This is a genomic window from Salmonella sp. NW645 (genome assembly GCF_051703725.1).
In the GTDB taxonomy this organism is placed as follows: Bacteria; Pseudomonadota; Gammaproteobacteria; order Enterobacterales; family Enterobacteriaceae; genus Salmonella; species Salmonella enterica.
Map to the genome: position 1 here is coordinate 222,527 of NZ_JAMMKR010000002.1, position 19,603 is coordinate 242,129.

Consider the following 19,603-nt stretch of genomic DNA (forward strand, 5'->3'; position numbering starts at 1 on the left):
ATGGGAATTTTAAAAAGTTTGTTCACGTTAGGTAAATCATTCGTTGCTCAGGCAGAAGACGCCATTGATGAAGCACAGGGTGTACGTATGCTGGAGCAGCATATTCGCGACGCAAAAGCCGAGCTGGATAAAGCAGGTAAATCCAGAGTGGATTTATTGGCGCGGGTGAAGCTAAGCCATGACAAGCTGAATGATTTACGTGAGCGTAAAGCCAGCCTTGAAACACGGGCGTTGGCGGCAATGAGTAAGAATGTCGACGCCGCTTTACTCAACGAAGTGGCGGAAGAGATAGCCCGTCTGGAAAATACCATTCTTGCCGAAGAACAGGTGCTGACTAATCTGGAAGCCTCTCGCGATGCGGTGGAGAAGGCCGTAACGGCAACAGGCCAGCGGATTGCGCAGTTTGAGCAGCAACTTGAAGTGGTTAAGGCGACAGAAGCCATGCAGCGCGCGCAGCAGGCGGTGACGACCTCGACCGTCGGAGCCGCGTCGAATGTGTCTACGGCGGCGGAGTCGCTTAAACGTTTACAAATGCGTCAGGCTGAACGCCAGGCCCGGCTGGATGCCGCCGCGCAGCTGGAAAAAGTCGCCGATGGACGCGATCTGGATGAAAAACTGGCGCAGGCCGGTATTGGCGCAACCAATAAAAGCAATGCTCAGGATGTGTTGGCGCGTTTACAGCGTCAACAAGGCGAATAATGCTCTTTACGTGGATTGTCAAAACCTGCCAGCGTCATTTGTCCAGACTGACCTGGCCCGCTTTGCTGGGCCTGTTTATCGGGCAGTATCTGCTTTGCTATCGGTAGCGCGCTACCGTGCTGAGCTTCGTCGCTTTCATACGAGACGGCACATGAATGCGCGATCTCAAATGGCATTATGCCTAACGACAATCGCATTCTGGCTGAAGAGGTCGCATGGCAAGAGATAGAGGTTCCCCTATGATGCAATTTTTTCAGCGTTTGCTCGGTAAAACAAGCGCGCCAGCGCCGATTCGCGGACCATTAGGATTACATCTTAACGCCGGTTTCACGCTGGATACGCTGGCATTCCGGCTACTGAAGTCGTCGTTGCTGGTAGAGCTACCGGGTGAAAAATACACTGTCGCGGCAGCGAGTCGCATAGATTTAGGCGGCGGCAGTCAGATTTTTCGCTACTACACTTCTGGCGATGAGTTTCTGCAAATTAACACCACTGGCGGCACGGATGTTGACGACATTGATGACATCAAACTCTTTGTATATGAGGAAAGTTTCGGTATTAACGAGGAACGTCACTGGCGTTCAGCCATTGCGCCAGCGGCAATAGGGCCGATGACGCTCAATTGGCAAGAACGGCGCTGGCAGCGCTTTTTTAACCATGAAGAGCCGGGCAATATTGAACCTGTCTACATGCTGGAAAAGGTTGAAAATCAGCAGGCAGAGAAATGGGACGTTCACAATTTTACGATGGGCTTCCAGCGCCAGGTGACGGATGACGCCTGGGAGTATCTTCTATTGAACGGGGAAGAATCATTTAACGAACGCGGTGAGCCTGAATGGGTGTTTTCGCGCGCGCTCGGCGTGGATATCCCGCTCACCTCACTGACGGTTATTAGTTAAGCACATACAGGACAATTATGCATATACTGGACGCATTACTGGCTTTCTGCGCCTATTTTTTTATTGGCGCGGCAATGGTCATCGCATTTCTTTTTATTTACTCAAAGATAACGCCGCATAATGAATGGCAGTTGATAAAAAATAACAATACTGCGGCATCGCTGGCCTTTAGCGGTACGTTGCTGGGCTATGTCATCCCCTTATCCAGCGCGGCGATAAACTCGGTCAGCATCCCGGACTATTTTGCCTGGGGCGGCATTGCGCTGGTGATTCAACTGCTGATTTATGGCTGCGTAAGGTTATACATGCCTACGCTGAGCGAAAAAATTATTCATCACAACGTGGCGGCGGGGCTATTTATGGGAACCGCAGCGCTGGCTGGCGGTATTTTTAACGCTGCCTGTATGACATGGTAACGGAAGATCATGGCAAAAAAACGAAAATCCAGAAGAACATCCGGCGTAGGCCATTCGGCAATAAGACGGATAGCCGAACCGGTTAATCCCTTTGAGCGGCAACGAAATCGCTACACGCCAAAATGCCTGACGCTGGCGATTATGGGCGGAGCGGCCTTTTTTCTCCTGAAAGGGTGTGGTGATGGCGGCAATACTGACAACGACGGCGATGGGACGTTTTACGCCACGGTGAACGACTGTATTGACGATGGCAATAGTGCCAGCGTTTGCGCTGACGGCTGGAATAATGCGAAAACAGAATTTTACGCGAATGTGCCTAAGCAATTGACGCAGGAGAGCTGTCAGTCGCAGTTTGGCGATTGCTACTTTGATAGCACCGATCGGAGTTGGGTTCCGGTATTAAGCGGCTTTTTGCTCAGCCGCGCGATTCGTCAAAACCGTGACGAACAATACATCTATAGCAGCGGCGGTTCATCCTACGCCTCCCGTCCCGTCTGGCGCACCACGTCCGGCGATTATGCGTGGCGCAGCGGTACCGGGAAAAGCGATACCGCGACCAGCCCTGGTTATATCACACGGAAAGCGTCCACCGTCTCCCGCGGCGGCTATGGCCGTTCTTCCAGCGCCCGCGGGCACTGGGGAGGCTAACCATGCTACGACACAACGTACCGGTACGCCGGGATCTGGATAAGATCGCCTGCGATCACGGTTTTGACTTTCATGTTATCGATAACGAAATTTACTGGGATGAAAGCCGGGCCTACCGTTTTACATTACGGCAAATTGAAGAACAGATCGAAAAACCGACCGCAGAGCTTCATCAGATGTGTCTGGAGGTTGTCGAGCGGGCCGTCCGGGATGAGCAGATCATGCAGCAGTTGGCGATCCCGCCATTGTACTGGGATGTCATCGCCGAAAGTTGGCGCAGCCGCGATCCTTCGCTTTACGGACGGATGGATTTCGTCTGGTGCGGCAAAGATCCGGTTAAATTGCTGGAATACAACGCGGATACGCCGACATCGCTCTATGAATCCTCCTACTTTCAATGGCTATGGCTGGAGGATGCTCGTCGTAGCGGCGCCATTCCGTGTGATGCCGATCAATACAACGCGATACAGGAGCGGCTGATCGCCCGCTTCAGCGAGCTGTACAGTCGGGAACCGCTCTACTTTTGCTGTTGTGAAGATACCGACGAAGATCGTACGACGGTGCTGTACCTTCAGGATTGCGCGCAGCAGGCGGGCCAGGAAACGCGATTTATCTATATTGAAGAACTGGGGCTTGGCGTAGGCGGCGTGCTGACCGATCTGGACGATAACGTGATTCGCCGCGCCTTTAAGCTCTACCCGCTGGAATGGATGATGCGCGATGACAACGGCCCGCTACTACGAAAACGGCGTGAGCAATGGATTGAGCCATTGTGGAAAAGTATTCTGAGTAACAAAGGGCTGTTGCCGTTATTGTGGCGCTTTTTCCCTGGCCATCCGAATCTGCTACCGGCCTGGTTTGAGGGCGAAAAATCGCTCGCAGCGCCAGGCGAAAGCAGCGTACGGAAGCCGATTTATTCACGTGAAGGCGGCAACGTCACGATTTTCGACGAGCGGCAAAATGTTATCGATCATGCCGACGGCGACTACGCTGACGAGCCGATGATTTACCAGGCGTTTCAGCCTTTGCCGCGCTTTGGCGATAGCTATACGCTGATTGGCAGTTGGATTATTGACGATGAAGCCTCCGGGATGGGGATTCGCGAGGACAATACGCTGATTACCAAAGACACTTCCCGTTTCGTCCCACATTATATTGCTGGTTAATCATACTTTTGTGATCTTGCTCCGGCGTCAATGGCGCAGTCATGACCATACTTGACTTCAGCGCCATTGAAGGAGGGAGACACCATGTCCTGGCAAACACATACCGTCTTTAATCAACCTGCTCCGCTCAATAACAGTAACTTATTCCTGTCTGATGGCGCGCTGTGTGAAGCGGTTTCCCGGGAAGGCGCGGGATGGGATAGCGATCTTCTCGCCAGCATTGGCCAACAACTGGGAACGGCGGAATCACTGGAACTGGGTCGTCTGGCGAACGCGCATCCTCCTGAGTTGCTGCGTTACGATCCCCAGGGACAGCGTCTGGATGACGTTCGCTTTCATCCCGCCTGGCACCTGTTGATGCAGGGGCTTTGCGCTAATCGGGTACATAACCTGGCCTGGGAGGAGGAGGCAAGGGCGGGAAGTTTTGTCGCCCGGGCGGCGCGTTTTGTATTACATGCTCAGGTAGAAGCGGGAACACTCTGTCCTGTCACGATGACCTTTGCCGCGACACCGTTGCTATTGCAGATGCTTCCCGCCATTTTCCATGACTGGCTGGTGCCGCTGCGCAGCGATCGCTACGATTCGCATTTGCTGCCGGGCGGGCAAAAACGGGGCCTGCTTATCGGCATGGGAATGACGGAAAAGCAGGGCGGATCGGACGTACTCAGTAATACGACCCACGCGGAGCGGCTGGCGGATGATTCATATCGGCTGGTGGGACATAAATGGTTTTTCTCTGTGCCGCAAAGTGATGCGCACCTCGTGCTGGCGCAGGCAAAAGGAGGATTATCCTGTTTCTTTGTGCCGCGTTTCCTGCCAGACGGGCAACGGAACTCTGTTCGTCTTGAACGCCTGAAAGATAAACTCGGTAATCGATCTAATGCCAGCGCCGAAGTCGAGTTTCAGGATGCCGTCGGCTGGCGGCTGGGAGAAGAGGGCGAAGGAATTCGGCATATCTTAAAGATGGGCGGTATGACGCGTCTTGACTGCGCGCTCGGGAGTCATGGCTTAATGCGGCGTGCGTTTTCAGTCGCGATTTACCATGCTCATCAGCGTCAGGCTTTTGGTAAGCCGCTGATCGAACAACCGTTGATGCGACAAACCTTAAGTCGTATGGCGCTATGCCTGGAGGGGCAGACGGCGCTTTTGTTTCGGCTGGCGCGCGCCTGGGAGCAACGTCGCGAGGCGAAAGAGGCATTATGGGCGCGATTATTCACGCCAGCGGCGAAATTCGCCATCTGTAAGCAGGGAATCCCTTTTGTGGCTGAGGCGATGGAGGTTCTCGGCGGGATGGGGTATTGCGAAGAGAGCGAACTCCCGCGCCTGTATCGTGAAATGCCGGTGAACAGTATCTGGGAAGGTTCCGGCAATATCATGTGTCTGGATGTACTTCGGGTGCTGACAAAACAACACGGCGTCTATGACGTATTGAGTGAAGCTTTTGCGGAAGTCAAAGGTCAGGATCGCCATTACGACCGCGCGGTACGTCAGCTACAGCAACGTTTACGCAAACCGGACGAAGCAATGGGCAGAGAGATTACGCAGCAGCTTTTCTTGCTGGGATGCGGAGCGGAAATGCTGCGTCATGCCTCGCCGCCGCTGGCGCAAGCGTGGTGTCAGATGATGCTGGATACACGCGGCGAAATGCCGCTGCCTGCCCAGGTGCAAAATGATTTACTGTTAAGGGCGACCGGGGGACTGCGGTAACGTTTGGCCTGTAGTACATGCCATCCGGCGCGAGCCACGCGGCATCAGGCATAGAGTATCGCCTGTACGCGCCAGTTATCCGACTGTTGTTCTTCATACATTTGAATAATTCTGTACCAGGACGCACCCTGTTCATCGGCTTTCAGGGCGATAATCCGCTCTACATCCTGTGGGTTTCCTGCAACATTACTGACCGAGATCAGGCCGATTTCATTCAGACCCGTTACGCAGTCAGCACTGGCGAATTCGGCAGACTGTGCCGTCGTACTCACCAGTCCGGCAGAAAGCAGCAGTGAGGATAAGGCAAGTTCTTGTTTCATCGTCAGCTCCTTATTACATACCCCGCATTTAACAGGACGCTCCATCACGGTAAACCTGTTTGTTTATTGTGCACAGGTAAACGCATAGGGACGCAAAGCAATGTAAAACTGACTAAAAATCAATCTACTGTTATTGACGATACAAAATGGCTTGTGAATACCACTGGCCGGTTACAACCGTTTCATCAACCATTAAGATAACGTAATAATCGGCTTTCGCAGCGACGGCTTTCGCTCTGATTTCATCTATTGCATCATCCGGGGAGCCCCGAACCAGCGCGCTTACGGTCCCCATCCGCTGTAGTCCTTGCGTTTGATCGCGACGGATTTCCTGCGGGTGATCGGCGACAGGCGGCGCAGGTTGCGGCGTACCCTGCAGCACGCTACACGCGCTTAATAACAGCGCTGCTATCAATGAAGCAAACCGACGCATAACTCTATCTCGTTTCCTGATAATCATAGTGTAATGCCTTATTGATTTCCCTTTAGGGGGAATGTTCCCGAAGTGTTACCTGTCACGCGATTTTCGAATGAAAACGTTGCGAAAGCGTAACCCAGTTCTCAAACATTATGAATTATTGCGCTATCCATAAACTTGCGTTAAGTATTTCTCCGTGGCATACCGGATAAAAAGGAGAGAATAATGATAGCGATTGAAACACGACAATTAGCCGGAGGCGTCGTACTACATGCCTTCCCGGAAGGGAAACGCGCCGTGCCGCTTCCCTGTGTGGTGTTCTATCATGGCTTCACCTCCTCCAGCCTGGTTTATAGTTATTTTGCCGTTGCCCTGGCACAGGCAGGATTCCGGGTAGTCATGCCGGATGCGCCGGAGCATGGCGCTCGCTTCGGCGGCGACTCACAGGGACGGATACGCCGATTCTGGCAGATTCTGCACCAAAACATGCAGGAATTTACGACGTTACGTGCGGCGATTCAGGCGGAAAATTGGCTACTTGACGGGCGGTTAGCGGTGGGCGGCGCATCCATGGGCGGTATGACGGCGCTGGGCATTATGACGCGTCACCGGGAGGTAAAATGCGGGGCCAGTTTAATGGGGTCGGGCTATTTTACCGGGCTCGCCCGGACGCTTTTCCCGCCGTTATCCCCGCAGAACCCGGCGCAGCAGGCGGAATTCGACAATATCATCGCGCCGCTACGTGAATGGGAAGTCACACACCAGTTAGAGCGACTGGCCGACAGGCCGCTTCTGTTGTGGCATGGTCAGGAGGATGACGTGGTGCCTGCTATCGAAACCTTCCGGCTCCAGCAGGCACTCGCCGCGGCGAAGCTGGATAAGCATGTGACCTGTTTATGGGCCGCAGGCGTGCGGCATCGCATTACGCCAGAAGCGTTGTCGGCGACGGTAGCGTTTTTCCGACAGCATCTTTAAACGCGGAGTATGCTTACACCCTGGGCTTCAAGCTGTTGCAAAACCTGCGGATTGGCATTTTTGCCGGTAATAAGCATAGCGATCTGATCGGCGCGGCTGAACAGCATTCCCGCGCGCTCGCCAATTTTACTGCTATCGACCAGCGCGACCAGTTTCCCGACGACGCTGAGCATTTTTTGTTCCGCCATGGCGGTTAGCATATCGGTCTTGTACAGGCCATCCGCGGTTAAGCCCTTTCCGCTGGTAAACATCCAGTGGCCAGCATAGAGACTGTTTTCACTTCCCTGCGGGCTCAGGGTAATCGACTGGCTTTTGTTGTACTGACCCCCCATGATAATCACGCTGTCATGCTCTTGATCGATCAGATAATTCGCCAGCGGCAGATAGTTGGTAATGATCTGTACCGGCTTCCCGCACATTTCACGCCCCAGCAGGAAAGCGGTGGAGCCGCAGTTAATCACTACGCTTTCACCCGGGTTCACCAGCTGCGACGCCGCTTTCGCGATGCGTACTTTTTCATCGTGGTTTTGCGCCTGGTGCAGATTCATCGGCGTCCAGCGGGGCCGCTGTTGGGTAATGGCCTCTGCGCCGTTGCGCACTTTTTTAAGTTTCCCGCTTTCGTCGAGCTTGTTGATGTCGCGGCGCGCTGTCGCCGGGGAGATCCCCAGACGCTCAATCACGTTTTCGACGGTAACAAAGCCCAACTGTGCCAGCATATCCAGCAGTATTTGATGTCTTTGTGCTTCAGTCATGAGCTATTCCGATACAAATTGATTTGAAAAGATGATATTTGAAATAGCCTGGAAATACTAAAGTAAATGGAAAAAATGCCGGGTAATCCCGGCATGATATCGACTCACAGGAAGGATTTGAACGGTAGATCGGGTTCAATGGTAAAGCAATCGTCAAACCCACGCGGATAGTGGTATTCGAAATTGTCTTTATCCAGCGGCCAGGTAAACTTGCCGCCAACCTGCCAGATAAACGGTTTAAAACCATACTTCAGGCGATCTTTCTTCATTTCCCATAGCACGCGGATCTCTTGCGGATCGGCCTGGAAGTTCGACCAGATATCGTGATGGAACGGGATCACCACTTTGGTATTCAGCGATTCCGCCATGCGTAAAATATCCGCGCTGGTCATTTTGTCCGTAATACCGCGCGGGTTTTCACCGTAAGAACCGAGCGCGACATCAATTTGATGTTCGTTGCCGTGTTTCGCGTAGTAGTTGGAATAGTGAGAATCGCCGCTGTGATAGAGATTGCCGCCCGGCGTTTTAAACAGATAGTTAACCGCGCGTACATCCATGCCGTCCGGCAGTACGCCAGCGGCTTTCTGATCGGCGGGCAGGGTGATTAATGCGGTACGGTCAAAGGCATCAAGCGCATGAATTTCAATATCTTTCACTTTCACGACATCGCCCGGTTTTACCACGATGCAGCGTTCTTTCGGCACGCCCCAGCCAACCCATAAATCCACGCAGGTCTGCGGGCCGATAAACGGAACATCATCGGCGCAATTCTGCATTACGGCAGCCGCGACATTGACGTCAATGTGATCGTTATGGTCGTGGGTCGCCAGTACGGCGTCAATTTGACGGATAGCGAAAGGATCGAGAACAAACGGCGTAGTGCGCAGGTTAGGCTGTAATTTTTTGACGCCAGCCATACGCTGCATCTGATGGCCGGTTTTCATCAACGGATTACCGTGGCTCTGTTTACCGGTACCGCACCAGAAATCGACGCATACGTTAGTGCCGCCTTCAGATTTTAGCCAGATACCGGTACAGCCCAGCCACCACATAGCGAACGTACCCGGCGCGACCTGCTCTTGCTCAATCTCTTCGTTCAGCCAGCTTCCCCACTCCGGAAACGTGCTCAGAATCCATGATTCACGCGTGATGCTTTGTACTTTACTCATCGCATTTACCTTCATGTTTGTTCAAAATGGTTCAAAACGTGATTTGTTTTGATTAATCCTGACACTATTTTCTCAAGAAGGCAATGGGCTATTTTTTGACTTTTGGGTAGAGGAGAACGCCGCCAGAAGAAAATTTAATCTTTTCTGGCGTCATGGGGATGTATTCATCTTTATGATTTTACTTATTTTAATGAAGAAATGAGTTATTTATAAGTAAACCATGTATTAAGTGTGCTAATTATTTGCGCGCTACGTCACATTTAATCAAATTCAATCTTGTTGTGATTACTTTTGAAAATTACAGTGGAGGGACATTATTCTGAGCGCCTGCGACTCAGCAACCTTGTCTACCGGAGATCGTTATGGAGATCCTCTACAACATCTTTACCATTTTCTTTAATCAGGTAATGACCAATGCCCCGCTATTACTGGGTATTGTGACCTGCCTGGGCTATATCCTGCTGCGTAAAAGCGTCAGCGTGATCATCAAAGGGACGATCAAAACCATCATTGGCTTCATGCTGCTACAGGCCGGGTCCGGCATTCTGACCAGCACCTTTAAACCGGTGGTGGCGAAAATGTCTGAGGTTTACGGCATCAACGGCGCGATTTCCGATACCTATGCTTCGATGATGGCAACGATCGAACGGATGGGTGATGCGTATAGTTGGGTAGGCTACGCGGTGTTGCTCGCGCTGGCGCTGAATATTTGTTACGTCTTGTTGCGACGCATTACCGGTATTCGCACCATCATGTTGACCGGGCACATCATGTTCCAGCAGGCGGGGCTGATTGCGGTCTCTTTCTATATCTTCGGCTATTCCATGTGGACCACCATTATCTGCACGGCGATACTGGTTTCCCTGTACTGGGGTATTACCTCCAACATGATGTATAAGCCGACTCAGGAAGTGACCGATGGCTGTGGTTTCTCCATCGGTCACCAGCAGCAGTTTGCTTCCTGGATTGCCTATAAAGTCGCGCCGTTCCTGGGCAAAAAAGAGGAAAGCGTTGAAGACCTCAAACTGCCGGGCTGGCTGAACATTTTCCACGACAACATCGTCTCCACGGCGATTGTAATGACCATCTTCTTTGGTGCCATTCTGCTCTCCTTCGGTATCGACACCGTGCAGGCGATGGCGGGCAAAGTGCACTGGACGGTCTACATCCTGCAAACCGGTTTCTCCTTTGCGGTGGCGATCTTCATCATCACTCAGGGCGTGCGCATGTTTGTGGCAGAACTCTCTGAGGCCTTTAACGGTATCTCCCAGCGTCTGATTCCGGGCGCAGTACTGGCGATTGACTGTGCGGCTATTTATAGCTTCGCGCCGAACGCGGTGGTCTGGGGCTTTATGTGGGGCACCATTGGTCAGCTGATTGCGGTTGGCATCCTGGTTGCCTGCGGCTCCTCGATCCTGATTATTCCTGGCTTTATCCCGATGTTCTTCTCTAACGCCACTATCGGCGTGTTCGCTAACCACTTCGGCGGCTGGCGTGCGGCGCTGAAAATTTGTCTGGTGATGGGGATGATTGAAATCTTTGGTTGCGTCTGGGCGGTGAAACTCACCGGTATGAGTGCCTGGATGGGTATGGCGGACTGGTCGATTCTGGCACCGCCGATGATGCAGGGCTTCTTCTCCCTCGGTATCGCCTTTATGGCCGTCATCATTGTAATTGCACTGGCTTATATGTTCTTCGCTGGCCGCGCACTGCGCGCAGAAGAAGATGCAGAAAAACAACTGGCAGAACAGTCTGCTTAATAAGGAGTTTTGATTATGACCGTACGTATTCTGGCTGTGTGTGGCAACGGACAAGGCAGTTCCATGATCATGAAAATGAAAGTGGACCAGTTTTTAACCCAATCAAACATTGACCACACGGTAAACAGCTGCGCGGTTGGCGAGTACAAAAGCGAGTTGAGCGGCGCGGATATCATCATCGCTTCTACCCATATTGCAGGCGAAATCAGCGTGACCGGCAACAAATATGTGGTTGGCGTGCGCAACATGCTCTCTCCAGCTGACTTCGGCCCGAAACTGCTGGAAGTGATCAAAGAACATTTCCCGCAAGACGTGAAGTAAGGATGCAACATGAAATTACGTGATTCACTGGCGGAGAATAATTCTATCCGCCTGCAGGCTGAAGCGAATACCTGGCAGGAAGCCGTCAAGATCGGCGTCGATTTACTGGTGGCTGCCGACGTGGTGGAGTCGCGCTATTACCAGGCCATTCTCGATGGCGTTGAGCAGTTTGGCCCCTATTTTGTGATTGCCCCCGGCCTGGCGATGCCGCATGGCCGCCCGGAAGAAGGGGTCAAGAAAACCGGTTTTTCTCTGGTGACGCTGAAAAAGCCGCTGGAGTTCAACCACGAAGATAACGACCCGGTGGATATTCTGATCACCATGGCGGCGGTCGATGCCAACACTCACCAGGAAGTGGGCATCATGCAGATCGTTAATCTGTTTGAAGACGAAGCCAATTTCGACCGTTTACGCGCCTGCCGTACCGCGCAGGAAGTCCTGGATCTCATTGACCGCACCAACGCGGCAGCTTAAGAAGGAATTGAAAATGTCATTACCAATGTTGCAGGTCGCGCTGGACAACCAGACTATGGATAGCGCCTATGAAACCACCCGCCTGATTGCCGAAGAAGTCGATATCATTGAAGTGGGCACCATTCTGTGCGTGGGCGAAGGCGTGCGCGCCGTTCGCGACCTGAAAGCGCTCTATCCGCACAAAATTGTGCTGGCGGACGCCAAAATTGCCGATGCCGGTAAAATCCTCTCCCGTATGTGTTTCGAAGCCAACGCGGACTGGGTAACGGTGATTTGCTGTGCCGACATCAACACCGCGAAAGGCGCGCTGGATGTGGCAAAAGAGTTCAACGGCGACGTGCAAATCGAGCTGACCGGTTACTGGACCTGGGAACAGGCGCAGCAGTGGCGCGATGCGGGCATTCAGCAAGTGGTTTACCACCGCAGCCGCGACGCGCAGGCCGCAGGCGTGGCGTGGGGTGAAGCGGATATTACTGCGATTAAGCGGCTGTCCGATATGGGCTTTAAAGTGACCGTGACCGGCGGGCTGGCGCTGGAAGACCTGCCGCTGTTCAAAGGCATTCCGATCCATGTCTTTATCGCGGGGCGCAGCATTCGCGATGCCGAATCGCCGGTAGAAGCCGCACGGCAGTTCAAACGCTCCATTGCCCAACTGTGGGGCTAAGGAGCGGCTATGCTGTCGAAACAAATTCCGCTCGGCATCTATGAAAAAGCGCTCCCTGCCGGGGAGTGCTGGCTGGAGCGCCTGCGGCTAGCGAAAACGCTGGGTTTTGACTTCGTTGAAATGTCGGTGGACGAGACCGACGCCCGACTGGCGCGGCTCGACTGGAGTCGCGAGCAGCGCCTGGCGCTGGTGAGCGCGGTTGCTGAAACCGGCGTGCGCGTGCCGTCCATGTGTCTGAGCGCGCATCGTCGTTTTCCACTCGGTAGCGAAGATGACGCGGTACGGGCGCAGGGGCTGGAGATTATGCGTAAAGCGATTCAGTTTGCGCAGGACGTCGGGATTCGCGTCATTCAACTGGCGGGGTACGACGTTTACTATCAGCAGGCCAACGACGAAACGCGTTGCCGCTTCCGCGATGGGTTAAAAGAGAGCGTTGATATGGCCAGCCGCGCCCAGGTGACGCTGGCGATGGAGATCATGGACTACCCGCTGATGAATTCCATCAGTAAAGCGCTGGGCTATGCTCACTACCTCAATAACCCGTGGTTCCAGCTCTATCCGGATATCGGCAATCTGTCTGCCTGGGATAACGACGTACAGATGGAGCTACAGGCGGGAATCGGGCATATCGTCGCGGTACACGTCAAAGATACTAAACCCGGCGTGTTCAAAAATGTGCCGTTTGGCGAAGGCGTTGTCGATTTCGAACGCTGCTTCGAAACGCTCAAACAGAGTGGCTATTGCGGGCCCTATCTGATTGAGATGTGGAGCGAAACAGCAGAGAACCCGGCGGCAGAGGTAGCGAAAGCGCGTGACTGGGTGAAAGCGCGCATGGCCAGCGCCGGTCTGGTGGAGGCAGCCTAATGCAAAAACTCAAGCAGCAGGTATTTGACGCTAACATGGATTTGCCCCGTTATGGACTGGTGACGTTTACCTGGGGCAACGTCAGCGCTATCGATCGCGAACGCGGGCTGGTGGTAATTAAGCCAAGCGGTGTCGCCTATGAAACCATGCAGGCAGATGACATGGTGGTGGTGGATATGGATGGCAAAGTGGTGGGGGGAGGTTATCGTCCTTCTTCCGATACCGCTACCCATCTGGCGCTGTATCAACGCTATCCGTCGCTTGGCGGCGTCGTTCATACCCACTCCACCCACGCCACGGCATGGGCGCAGGCGGGGATGGCTATTCCAGCGCTCGGCACCACGCACGCGGACTATTTCTTTGGCGATATTCCTTGTACCAGAGCGTTAAGCGAAGAAGAAGTGCAGGGCGAGTACGAGCTGAACACCGGTAAGGTGATTATCGAAACGCTGGGCGAGGTGGAACCGCTGCATACGCCAGGCATTGTCGTGTATCAACACGGGCCGTTCGCCTGGGGGAAAGATGCGCACGATGCGGTACATAACGCGGTCGTCATGGAGGAAGTGGCGCGAATGGCGTGGATTGCGCGCGGTATTAACCCTGGCCTCAACCCCATCGACGATTATCTGATGAACAAGCACTTCATGCGTAAGCATGGCCCGAATGCGTATTACGGGCAGAAGTAAAACAACGCTCCGGGATCCTATCCCTCAGGGATGTAATTGGTCAGATTCCGGAGCTTCTTTCATAACACTCTATAGAATCATACTACTGTGTCTATCAACGGATTGTTTGTTAAAACTGACCCACAGCGGCGTCGGTATGGAGTAGCTGCGTTAATTGGTTTTGCAGCGGGTATTATTTCAGCATTTGTAAAATGGGGCGCGGAAGTTCCTTTACCGCCGCGAACGTTTTCCGGCGGGCGCGATGAGTTTAATCCACCGTATATTTTTTTGCGGGATTATTTAGGCATTGACCCAACACAAACGGTTTATACCTTTTCTGAGCATGTTATTAACCCTGTGATGGTAACTCACATTATCTTTTCGCTGGTGTTCGCAATAGGTTACTGCGTCGTCGCGGAAATTTTCCCGAAAGTTAAATTATGGCAGGGGATACTGGCGGGGCTGATTGTTACGGTTGTCGTGCATGGCATATTCTGCCCGGCGCTGAACTTAACGCCTCCGCTTACACAACTTCCTTTTGACGAGTACGCTTCTGAAATTCTGGGACATGTATTTTGGTTTTGGGTGATTGAGTTAATGCGCCGCGATCTGCGAAACCGCATAACGCATGAGCCGGATGCCGAAGTGCCATTAACAACCCGATAAGCGAAAAAAATGCCCCCTGACCAGGGGGCAAAACTATGGTATTTTCCTGATACTAGCGATAAATCTCCGCGCTGGCATGCATGTTGCCGTTACTACCGGGCTCCCGTAACAAAATCGGGTGGTAGTACGTTGCGCCTCGCGCATCAGTTTCTTCTTTCAGCGCCTGGCGGGCCTCGCTTTCAGTCGCGAAATTATGGTTTATGTAAATCACGCCTAAGCTCTGTATATCGTCCATATTTCTGGCCTGACGATTATCAATTTCAATGGCTGCCATTGTATTTACGCTGAGCAAAAATCCAGCCAGAAGGGGGAAAATACGGAAGAACATAGTGACCTCCTCGGCGGCGGTTGCTGACCTGGCCCTGCCTCCTTTTTTGTGAACCTCTGATGTTATTTTAATCGCTACCAGCAGGAGCGATAGCGACCATTTCTGATGCAGTTGTTCAAAAAATTACCGCATTTCCCGCTGATGCCTGATAAATCGTCAACTCGCTAGCTGTTATGGTGGTTAACAGGTCGGTATCTCATCCTTAATCTTTTACATTTCAGAACTGATCGGCAGGCACATAAATAATCGAACTATTGCCTTGAGTTTCGCCGGGCGTGTCAGTATTATAACGCGTCATTTTTCAGCCGACCTTTAACACGTTCCTTGCCTCCATGGGCCGCGGCTGACCCAGACAGGAGGCTGAATAATCCGTAAGGAGCAATTCGATGCGTCATTACGAAATCGTTTTTATGGTCCATCCTGACCAGAGCGAACAGGTTCCGGGTATGATCGAGCGTTACTCTGCTGCCATCACTGGCGCAGAAGGCAAGATCCACCGTCTGGAAGACTGGGGCCGCCGTCAGCTGGCTTACCCGATCAACAAACTGCACAAAGCGCACTATGTTCTGATGAACGTTGAAGCGCCGCAGGAAGTGATCGATGAGCTGGAAACTACCTTCCGCTTCAACGATGCCGTTATCCGCAGCATGGTTATGCGTACTAAGCACGCTGTTACCGAAGCTTCTCCGATGGTTAAAGCGAAAGACGAGCGCCGTGAGCGTCGCGATGATTTCGCTAACGAAACCGCAGATGATGCTGAAGCTGGGGATTCTGAAGAGTAATTTCTGATGACCAACCGTCTGGCGTTGTCCGGCACCGTGTGCAGGGCCCCCCTTCGAAAGGTCAGTCCATCAGGAATTCCGCATTGCCAGTTCGTGCTTGAGCATCGTTCTGTGCAAGAGGAAGCCGGCTTTCACCGGCAGGCGTGGTGCCAAATGCCCGTTATTGTTAGCGGACACGAAAACCAGGCCATTACTCACAGTATAACGGTCGGCAGCCGCATAACCGTTCAGGGGTTTATCTCTTGCCACAAGGCAAAGAACGGTCTGAGCAAAATGGTTCTGCATGCCGAGCAGATTGAATTGATAGATTCTGGAGACTAGCCATATGGCACGTTATTTCCGTCGTCGCAAGTTCTGCCGTTTCACCGCGGAAGGCGTTCAAGAGATCGACTATAAAGATATCGCTACGCTGAAAAACTACATCACCGAAAGCGGTAAGATTGTCCCAAGCCGTATCACCGGTACCCGTGCAAAATACCAGCGTCAGCTGGCTCGCGCTATCAAACGCGCTCGCTACCTGTCTCTGCTGCCGTACACTGATCGCCATCAGTAATCGGTCACGGTCCATTAATACGACTTTGAGAGGATAAGGTAATGCAAGTTATTCTGCTTGATAAAGTAGCAAACCTGGGTAGCCTGGGTGATCAGGTTAACGTTAAAGCGGGCTATGCTCGTAACTTCCTGGTACCACAGGGTAAAGCTGTTCCGGCTACCAAGAAAAACGTTGAATACTTCGAAGCACGTCGCGCTGAACTGGAAGCTAAACTGGCTGACGTTCTGGCTGCTGCAAATGCACGCGCAGAGAAAATCAACGCCCTGGAAACCGTTACTATCGCGTCTAAAGCAGGCGACGAAGGTAAACTGTTCGGTTCCATCGGTACTCGCGACATCGCTGACGCTGTGACTGCAGCTGGCGTTGACGTGGCTAAGAGCGAAGTTCGTCTGCCGAACGGCGTTCTGCGTACCACTGGCGAACACGAAGTGAACTTCCAGGTTCACAGCGAAGTATTCGCAAAAGTTATCATCAACGTGGTTGCTGAGTAATCAGGCATTCTCGTTTTTGCTAGCAACGAAACGTCGGCCCAGCGCCGACGTTTTGCTTTTTTAACCCCATCGCTTTTCGACTGGCTATCTCCCCCTCTTTTCGCGATAATCAAAAATAAAACATTATTTTAATTTCTTGGTGAAAGAATGGATACCCAACGCCAGGCCTCCCCGTTTGCCCGCAAAAACGTCGTTTATGTGTGTGCCGCATTTTGTTGCCTGCTATGGGGTAGCGCTTATCCAGCCATCAAAAGCGGTTATGACCTCTTTCAGATAGCCACCGACGATATCCCTTCTAAAATTGTTTTTGCTGGTTATCGTTTTTTGTTTGCGGGTGGGTTGCTGCTACTGTTCGCGCTGCTTCAGCGTAAACCGATTGGTCGGTTTCGTCCGCGCCAGTTTGCTCAGTTAACGTTACTGGGGCTGACTCAGACGTCGCTGCAATATCTCTTTTTCTATATCGGCCTTGCGTTTACCTCCGGCGTGAAAGGCTCAATCATGAACGCGACAGGCACATTCTTCAGCGTATTGCTGGCGCATTTTATTTATCAGAACGACCGATTGAGCTACAACAAAACGCTCGGCTGTATTCTGGGCTTTGCGGGCGTCATGGTGGTGAACGTCAGCAACGGCCTGGATTTCAGCTTTAATCTGCCGGGAGAAGGCTCCGTGGTGCTGGCGGCGTTTATTCTTTCTGCGGCCACATTGTATGGCAAACGTCTCTCGCAGACGGTCGATCCGATGGTCATGACTGGCTATCAATTGGGGATTGGCGGTCTGGTACTGGTCATTGGCGGCTACGTTTTTGGCGGTACGCTGACGATACATGGCTTCTCGTCGGTGGCGATTTTAGTCTACCTGACGTTGCTCTCGTCGGTCGCTTTTGCGCTATGGAGCATTTTACTCAAATATAATCGCGTGGGGATGATTGCGCCGTTTAACTTTCTGATCCCGGTTTCCGGCGCGGCTCTTTCGGCTATTTTCCTCGGCGAGAATATTCTGGAGTGGAAATACATGATCGCGCTGGTGCTGGTGTGTTCGGGGATCTGGTGGGTGAATAAGGTGAAGCGGTAATGCTTCACCTGAACGAATAGGGTACAGGCGGGGTAAGGCGTAGCCGGCGTTACTGTGCGCGAATAAAACTGCCGTCAGGCTGACGCGTAAACAGCACCTGTTGGCCGTTATCGCCATCTATCGTTAAACCTGTCACCACCCCGCTGGCATTCTGGCGAATTTTAATCATTTGACCATTTTTGAGATTACTCAGCGGCTTGCCAGCGCCTTCTACCTGCGCCATTGCATAAACGTCTGTTGGGGGCAGTCCGTGGTCACGGAACAGTTGCGCCAGAGTTTTACCAGGCTCAACCCGGTACGAGCGCCACTGTTGACCGATGCCGTTATCCTGCTGGAAAGGCTGCGTCTGCGGCTGGTTTTGTTCTTCCGGCTGGCCTTCCTGGATAGGTTCCGGCGCAACGGGCGCCACCTGATCCGGATCGTTTTGCGGCGCGACCAGCTGCGCCTGAAGCTGGGCCTCCGTCGGCGGCTGTGATTGCGATTGCAGATCCAATTGCGCTTCCCGCGTGACGACAGGCGAGTCGCTGGTCTCGCTGGCGGGCAGCAGGAAACCGATCACCAGCACGATAGCGGCAATGATAATGCCACGACGATGCATAGGCGGCAGCGGTTCCATGATGCGAAAATTATCCGGCGCGTGCCAGATTTTCGCCAGGGTTGGTTTTAATTCAAAGCGCCCGGGCATGGTTTACCTCCTGCTCCGCATCTCGTTCCTTAATCATAGAGTATAGATGGCTAACGCTATGATACTGGTAGTGCTATCCGCTTTCGTGACATCAATACGGATAATCTATTGTTTCTTTTTCCCTGCGATTTGTCATCCTCCCTGAGACAAAGTTTTACCAGAAGAAGCGTGGCTGTTATGCTGCCCGCTACTTTTTTGATATCCGATGAAGGAAAAATAATGGCCACCCCGACTTTTGACACTATTGAAGCGCAAGCGAGCTATGGCATTGGTTTGCAGGTAGGGCAGCAGCTCAGCGAATCCGGTCTTGAAGGGCTGTTGCCTGAAGCGCTGGTTGCAGGTATTGCTGATGCGCTGGAAGGTAAACACCCGGCGGTTCCTGTTGATGTGGTGCATCGCGCGCTGCGTGAAATTCATGAGCGTGCGGACGCGGTGCGTCGTGAGCGTTTCAAAGCGATGGCGGCCGAAGGCGTGAAATACCTGGAAGAAAACCGCGAAAAAGACGGTGTGAACAGTACTGAATCTGGTTTACAGTTCCGCGTTCTGACGCAGGGCGAAGGCGCGATTCCGGCGCGTACCGACCGCGTACGCGTGCATTACACCGGTAAGCTTATTGATGGCACCGTATTTGACAGCTCCGTCGCGCGCGGCGAACCGGCTGAATTCCCGGTAAATGGCGTGATCGCCGGCTGGATTGAAGCGCTGACTCTGATGCCAGTAGGTTCCAAATGGGAACTGACTATCCCACAGGAGCTGGCCTATGGCGAGCGTGGGGCCGGGGCATCTATTCCGCCATTCAGCACCCTGGTGTTTGAGGTGGAACTGCTGGAAATTCTCTAAGCGCTCCGGGTTTGCCGGATGACGGCGTAAACGCCTTATCCGGCAACCCTGACTTCAGCAGATGCCAATATTTTATTTTGCAAATGGCGTCGTTACGTGTATTTTTGTGAGCTAATTCGCATTATCAAAGTGATATAACACTCATTTTAAACATAAAATTAACATTGTATTTGAATCTTAGTATTCATCCCGCCGATTCTTACCTAATATCGATGAGTCCTGATAACAGGATCGTCGTATCATAGACCAAAGGCCGTAGAGCCCGCA

26 protein-coding genes and 1 pseudogene are annotated in these 19,603 nt (G+C 52.7%); 21 read left to right on the top strand and 6 right to left on the bottom strand.

What is annotated here, in order from left to right:
* From NA389_RS04870 to NA389_RS04900, 7 genes and pseudogenes are all read left to right on the top strand, one after another.
* Entirely contained in the window at nt 1–699 is a 699-nt protein-coding gene (locus NA389_RS04870; RefSeq protein ID WP_000511975.1) for a PspA/IM30 family protein, read from the top strand.
* Nucleotides 699–800 (top strand): annotated as a pseudogene (locus NA389_RS04875) (hypothetical protein); the annotation flags it as partial. The gene NA389_RS04870 and the pseudogene NA389_RS04875, both read left to right, overlap by 1 nt.
* A 114-nt stretch (nt 801–914) precedes the next feature.
* A complete protein-coding gene (locus NA389_RS04880) occupies nt 915–1,598 on the top strand; it encodes a YjfK family protein (protein WP_000090296.1) in 684 nt (227 codons plus the stop codon).
* Between the two features lie 17 nt (nt 1,599–1,615).
* A complete protein-coding gene (locus NA389_RS04885) occupies nt 1,616–2,014 on the top strand; it encodes a DUF350 domain-containing protein (protein WP_000547736.1) in 399 nt (132 codons plus the stop codon).
* 9 nt (nt 2,015–2,023) lie between these two features.
* Nucleotides 2,024–2,662 carry a DUF1190 domain-containing protein gene (locus NA389_RS04890; RefSeq protein WP_001085585.1) on the top strand — a complete coding sequence of 213 codons (639 nt, stop codon included), beginning with the start codon at nt 2,024–2,026 and terminating at the stop codon, nt 2,660–2,662.
* Between the two features lie 2 nt (nt 2,663–2,664).
* A complete protein-coding gene (locus NA389_RS04895) occupies nt 2,665–3,828 on the top strand; it encodes a glutathionylspermidine synthase family protein (protein WP_000943945.1) in 1,164 nt (387 codons plus the stop codon).
* Nucleotides 3,829–3,912: 84 nt separating this feature from the next.
* On the top strand, nt 3,913–5,535 hold the full coding sequence (locus NA389_RS04900) for an isovaleryl-CoA dehydrogenase (protein ID WP_000118959.1): 1,623 nt from the start codon (nt 3,913–3,915) through the stop codon (nt 5,533–5,535).
* A 44-nt stretch (nt 5,536–5,579) separates the two neighbouring features.
* Here NA389_RS04900 and yjfN read toward each other — a convergent pair whose 3' ends face one another.
* A complete protein-coding gene (gene yjfN, locus NA389_RS04905; protein ID WP_001518964.1) occupies nt 5,580–5,855 on the bottom strand; it encodes a DUF1471 family protease activator YjfN in 276 nt (91 codons plus the stop codon).
* 130 nt (nt 5,856–5,985) lie between these two features.
* Nucleotides 5,986–6,315, bottom strand: a complete 330-nt coding sequence (gene bsmA / locus NA389_RS04910) for a biofilm peroxide resistance protein BsmA (protein WP_000586836.1) — start codon at nt 6,313–6,315, stop codon at nt 5,986–5,988.
* A 183-nt stretch (nt 6,316–6,498) separates the two neighbouring features.
* Here bsmA and yjfP point away from each other — a divergent pair, with 183 nt between their 5' ends.
* Nucleotides 6,499–7,248: an esterase gene (gene yjfP, locus NA389_RS04915; protein WP_000560309.1), complete on the top strand. Its 750-nt coding sequence runs from the start codon at nt 6,499–6,501 to the stop codon at nt 7,246–7,248.
* On the opposite strand, the gene ulaR is transcribed toward yjfP, so the two are convergent.
* Together ulaR and ulaG are read right to left on the bottom strand one after the other, a co-directional pair.
* Nucleotides 7,245–8,000 (bottom strand): HTH-type transcriptional regulator UlaR, encoded by a 756-nt coding sequence (gene ulaR, locus NA389_RS04920; RefSeq protein ID WP_000133618.1) that lies wholly within the window; start codon nt 7,998–8,000, stop codon nt 7,245–7,247. The genes yjfP and ulaR overlap by 4 nt on opposite strands.
* Before the next feature lie 104 nt (nt 8,001–8,104).
* Nucleotides 8,105–9,169 (bottom strand): L-ascorbate 6-phosphate lactonase, encoded by a 1,065-nt coding sequence (ulaG, locus tag NA389_RS04925; protein ID WP_000049161.1) that lies wholly within the window; start codon nt 9,167–9,169, stop codon nt 8,105–8,107.
* 362 nt (nt 9,170–9,531) lie between these two features.
* Between ulaG and ulaA the strand changes: the two genes are divergently transcribed.
* The 7 genes from ulaA to NA389_RS04960 all read left to right on the top strand — a co-directional run bounded on the left by ulaA (nt 9,532) and on the right by NA389_RS04960 (nt 14,583).
* On the top strand, nt 9,532–10,929 hold the full coding sequence (ulaA, locus tag NA389_RS04930; RefSeq protein ID WP_000404876.1) for a PTS ascorbate transporter subunit IIC: 1,398 nt from the start codon (nt 9,532–9,534) through the stop codon (nt 10,927–10,929).
* Nucleotides 10,930–10,944: 15 nt separating this feature from the next.
* Nucleotides 10,945–11,250: a PTS ascorbate transporter subunit IIB gene (gene ulaB, locus NA389_RS04935; protein ID WP_000218358.1), complete on the top strand. Its 306-nt coding sequence runs from the start codon at nt 10,945–10,947 to the stop codon at nt 11,248–11,250.
* A gap of 9 nt (nt 11,251–11,259) precedes the next feature.
* Nucleotides 11,260–11,724 carry a PTS ascorbate transporter subunit IIA gene (gene ulaC / locus NA389_RS04940; protein WP_000776537.1) on the top strand — a complete coding sequence of 155 codons (465 nt, stop codon included), beginning with the start codon at nt 11,260–11,262 and terminating at the stop codon, nt 11,722–11,724.
* A gap of 13 nt (nt 11,725–11,737) precedes the next feature.
* The gene (gene ulaD, locus NA389_RS04945) at nt 11,738–12,388 is read left to right on the top strand and encodes a 3-keto-L-gulonate-6-phosphate decarboxylase UlaD (protein WP_000056761.1); all 651 of its coding nucleotides are present in this window, start codon (nt 11,738–11,740) and stop codon (nt 12,386–12,388) included.
* Between the two features lie 9 nt (nt 12,389–12,397).
* Nucleotides 12,398–13,252: an L-ribulose-5-phosphate 3-epimerase UlaE gene (gene ulaE / locus NA389_RS04950; RefSeq protein ID WP_000949530.1), complete on the top strand. Its 855-nt coding sequence runs from the start codon at nt 12,398–12,400 to the stop codon at nt 13,250–13,252.
* Nucleotides 13,252–13,938, top strand: a complete 687-nt coding sequence (locus NA389_RS04955; protein ID WP_001170774.1) for an L-ribulose-5-phosphate 4-epimerase — start codon at nt 13,252–13,254, stop codon at nt 13,936–13,938. Before ulaE ends, NA389_RS04955 begins: the two co-directional genes overlap by 1 nt.
* Nucleotides 13,939–14,025: 87 nt before the next feature.
* Nucleotides 14,026–14,583, top strand: coding sequence for a YagU family protein (locus tag NA389_RS04960; RefSeq protein WP_000026294.1), 558 nt, complete (start codon nt 14,026–14,028; stop codon nt 14,581–14,583).
* Nucleotides 14,584–14,635: 52 nt separating this feature from the next.
* On the opposite strand, the gene yjfY is transcribed toward NA389_RS04960, so the two are convergent.
* Nucleotides 14,636–14,911, bottom strand: coding sequence for a DUF1471 family protein YjfY (gene yjfY, locus NA389_RS04965; protein WP_000466076.1), 276 nt, complete (start codon nt 14,909–14,911; stop codon nt 14,636–14,638).
* 386 nt (nt 14,912–15,297) lie between these two features.
* On the opposite strand from yjfY, the gene rpsF reads away from it, so the two are divergent.
* The 5 genes from rpsF (at nt 15,298) to NA389_RS04990 (ending at nt 17,811) form a co-directional block, all read left to right on the top strand.
* Nucleotides 15,298–15,693 carry a 30S ribosomal protein S6 gene (gene rpsF, locus NA389_RS04970; protein ID WP_001216673.1) on the top strand — a complete coding sequence of 132 codons (396 nt, stop codon included), beginning with the start codon at nt 15,298–15,300 and terminating at the stop codon, nt 15,691–15,693.
* Between the two features lie 6 nt (nt 15,694–15,699).
* Nucleotides 15,700–16,014, top strand: coding sequence for a primosomal replication protein N (gene priB / locus NA389_RS04975; protein WP_001519453.1), 315 nt, complete (start codon nt 15,700–15,702; stop codon nt 16,012–16,014).
* 4 nt (nt 16,015–16,018) lie between these two features.
* Nucleotides 16,019–16,246, top strand: coding sequence for a 30S ribosomal protein S18 (gene rpsR / locus NA389_RS04980; protein ID WP_000135199.1), 228 nt, complete (start codon nt 16,019–16,021; stop codon nt 16,244–16,246).
* Between the two features lie 41 nt (nt 16,247–16,287).
* Nucleotides 16,288–16,737, top strand: coding sequence for a 50S ribosomal protein L9 (gene rplI / locus NA389_RS04985; protein ID WP_001196065.1), 450 nt, complete (start codon nt 16,288–16,290; stop codon nt 16,735–16,737).
* Nucleotides 16,738–16,884: 147 nt separating this feature from the next.
* Nucleotides 16,885–17,811 (top strand): DMT family transporter, encoded by a 927-nt coding sequence (locus tag NA389_RS04990; protein WP_000381075.1) that lies wholly within the window; start codon nt 16,885–16,887, stop codon nt 17,809–17,811.
* A gap of 49 nt (nt 17,812–17,860) precedes the next feature.
* Here the strand turns inward: NA389_RS04990 and NA389_RS04995 are convergent, their stop codons facing one another.
* Nucleotides 17,861–18,496: an OapA family protein gene (locus NA389_RS04995; protein WP_001119444.1), complete on the bottom strand. Its 636-nt coding sequence runs from the start codon at nt 18,494–18,496 to the stop codon at nt 17,861–17,863.
* Nucleotides 18,497–18,715: 219 nt separating this feature from the next.
* Here NA389_RS04995 and fklB point away from each other — a divergent pair, with 219 nt between their 5' ends.
* Entirely contained in the window at nt 18,716–19,336 is a 621-nt protein-coding gene (gene fklB, locus NA389_RS05000; protein WP_000235161.1) for an FKBP-type peptidyl-prolyl cis-trans isomerase, read from the top strand.
* Nucleotides 19,337–19,603: the final 267 nt, after the last annotated feature.

Coding starts and splice junctions, on each gene's coding strand:
- NA389_RS04870 (WP_000511975.1), top strand. CDS start 1: ATGGGAATTTTAAAAAGTTTGTTCACGTTAGGTAAATCATTCGTTGCT.
- NA389_RS04880 (WP_000090296.1), top strand. CDS start 915: ATGGCAAGAGATAGAGGTTCCCCTATGATGCAATTTTTTCAGCGTTTG.
- NA389_RS04885 (WP_000547736.1), top strand. CDS start 1,616: ATGCATATACTGGACGCATTACTGGCTTTCTGCGCCTATTTTTTTATT.
- NA389_RS04890 (WP_001085585.1), top strand. CDS start 2,024: ATGGCAAAAAAACGAAAATCCAGAAGAACATCCGGCGTAGGCCATTCG.
- NA389_RS04895 (WP_000943945.1), top strand. CDS start 2,665: ATGCTACGACACAACGTACCGGTACGCCGGGATCTGGATAAGATCGCC.
- NA389_RS04900 (WP_000118959.1), top strand. CDS start 3,913: ATGTCCTGGCAAACACATACCGTCTTTAATCAACCTGCTCCGCTCAAT.
- yjfN (WP_001518964.1), bottom strand. CDS start 5,855: ATGAAACAAGAACTTGCCTTATCCTCACTGCTGCTTTCTGCCGGACTG.
- bsmA (WP_000586836.1), bottom strand. CDS start 6,315: ATGATTATCAGGAAACGAGATAGAGTTATGCGTCGGTTTGCTTCATTG.
- yjfP (WP_000560309.1), top strand. CDS start 6,499: ATGATAGCGATTGAAACACGACAATTAGCCGGAGGCGTCGTACTACAT.
- ulaR (WP_000133618.1), bottom strand. CDS start 8,000: ATGACTGAAGCACAAAGACATCAAATACTGCTGGATATGCTGGCACAG.
- ulaG (WP_000049161.1), bottom strand. CDS start 9,169: ATGAGTAAAGTACAAAGCATCACGCGTGAATCATGGATTCTGAGCACG.
- ulaA (WP_000404876.1), top strand. CDS start 9,532: ATGGAGATCCTCTACAACATCTTTACCATTTTCTTTAATCAGGTAATG.
- ulaB (WP_000218358.1), top strand. CDS start 10,945: ATGACCGTACGTATTCTGGCTGTGTGTGGCAACGGACAAGGCAGTTCC.
- ulaC (WP_000776537.1), top strand. CDS start 11,260: ATGAAATTACGTGATTCACTGGCGGAGAATAATTCTATCCGCCTGCAG.
- ulaD (WP_000056761.1), top strand. CDS start 11,738: ATGTCATTACCAATGTTGCAGGTCGCGCTGGACAACCAGACTATGGAT.
- ulaE (WP_000949530.1), top strand. CDS start 12,398: ATGCTGTCGAAACAAATTCCGCTCGGCATCTATGAAAAAGCGCTCCCT.
- NA389_RS04955 (WP_001170774.1), top strand. CDS start 13,252: ATGCAAAAACTCAAGCAGCAGGTATTTGACGCTAACATGGATTTGCCC.
- yjfY (WP_000466076.1), bottom strand. CDS start 14,911: ATGTTCTTCCGTATTTTCCCCCTTCTGGCTGGATTTTTGCTCAGCGTA.
- rpsF (WP_001216673.1), top strand. CDS start 15,298: ATGCGTCATTACGAAATCGTTTTTATGGTCCATCCTGACCAGAGCGAA.
- priB (WP_001519453.1), top strand. CDS start 15,700: ATGACCAACCGTCTGGCGTTGTCCGGCACCGTGTGCAGGGCCCCCCTT.
- rpsR (WP_000135199.1), top strand. CDS start 16,019: ATGGCACGTTATTTCCGTCGTCGCAAGTTCTGCCGTTTCACCGCGGAA.
- rplI (WP_001196065.1), top strand. CDS start 16,288: ATGCAAGTTATTCTGCTTGATAAAGTAGCAAACCTGGGTAGCCTGGGT.
- NA389_RS04990 (WP_000381075.1), top strand. CDS start 16,885: ATGGATACCCAACGCCAGGCCTCCCCGTTTGCCCGCAAAAACGTCGTT.
- NA389_RS04995 (WP_001119444.1), bottom strand. CDS start 18,496: ATGCCCGGGCGCTTTGAATTAAAACCAACCCTGGCGAAAATCTGGCAC.
- fklB (WP_000235161.1), top strand. CDS start 18,716: ATGGCCACCCCGACTTTTGACACTATTGAAGCGCAAGCGAGCTATGGC.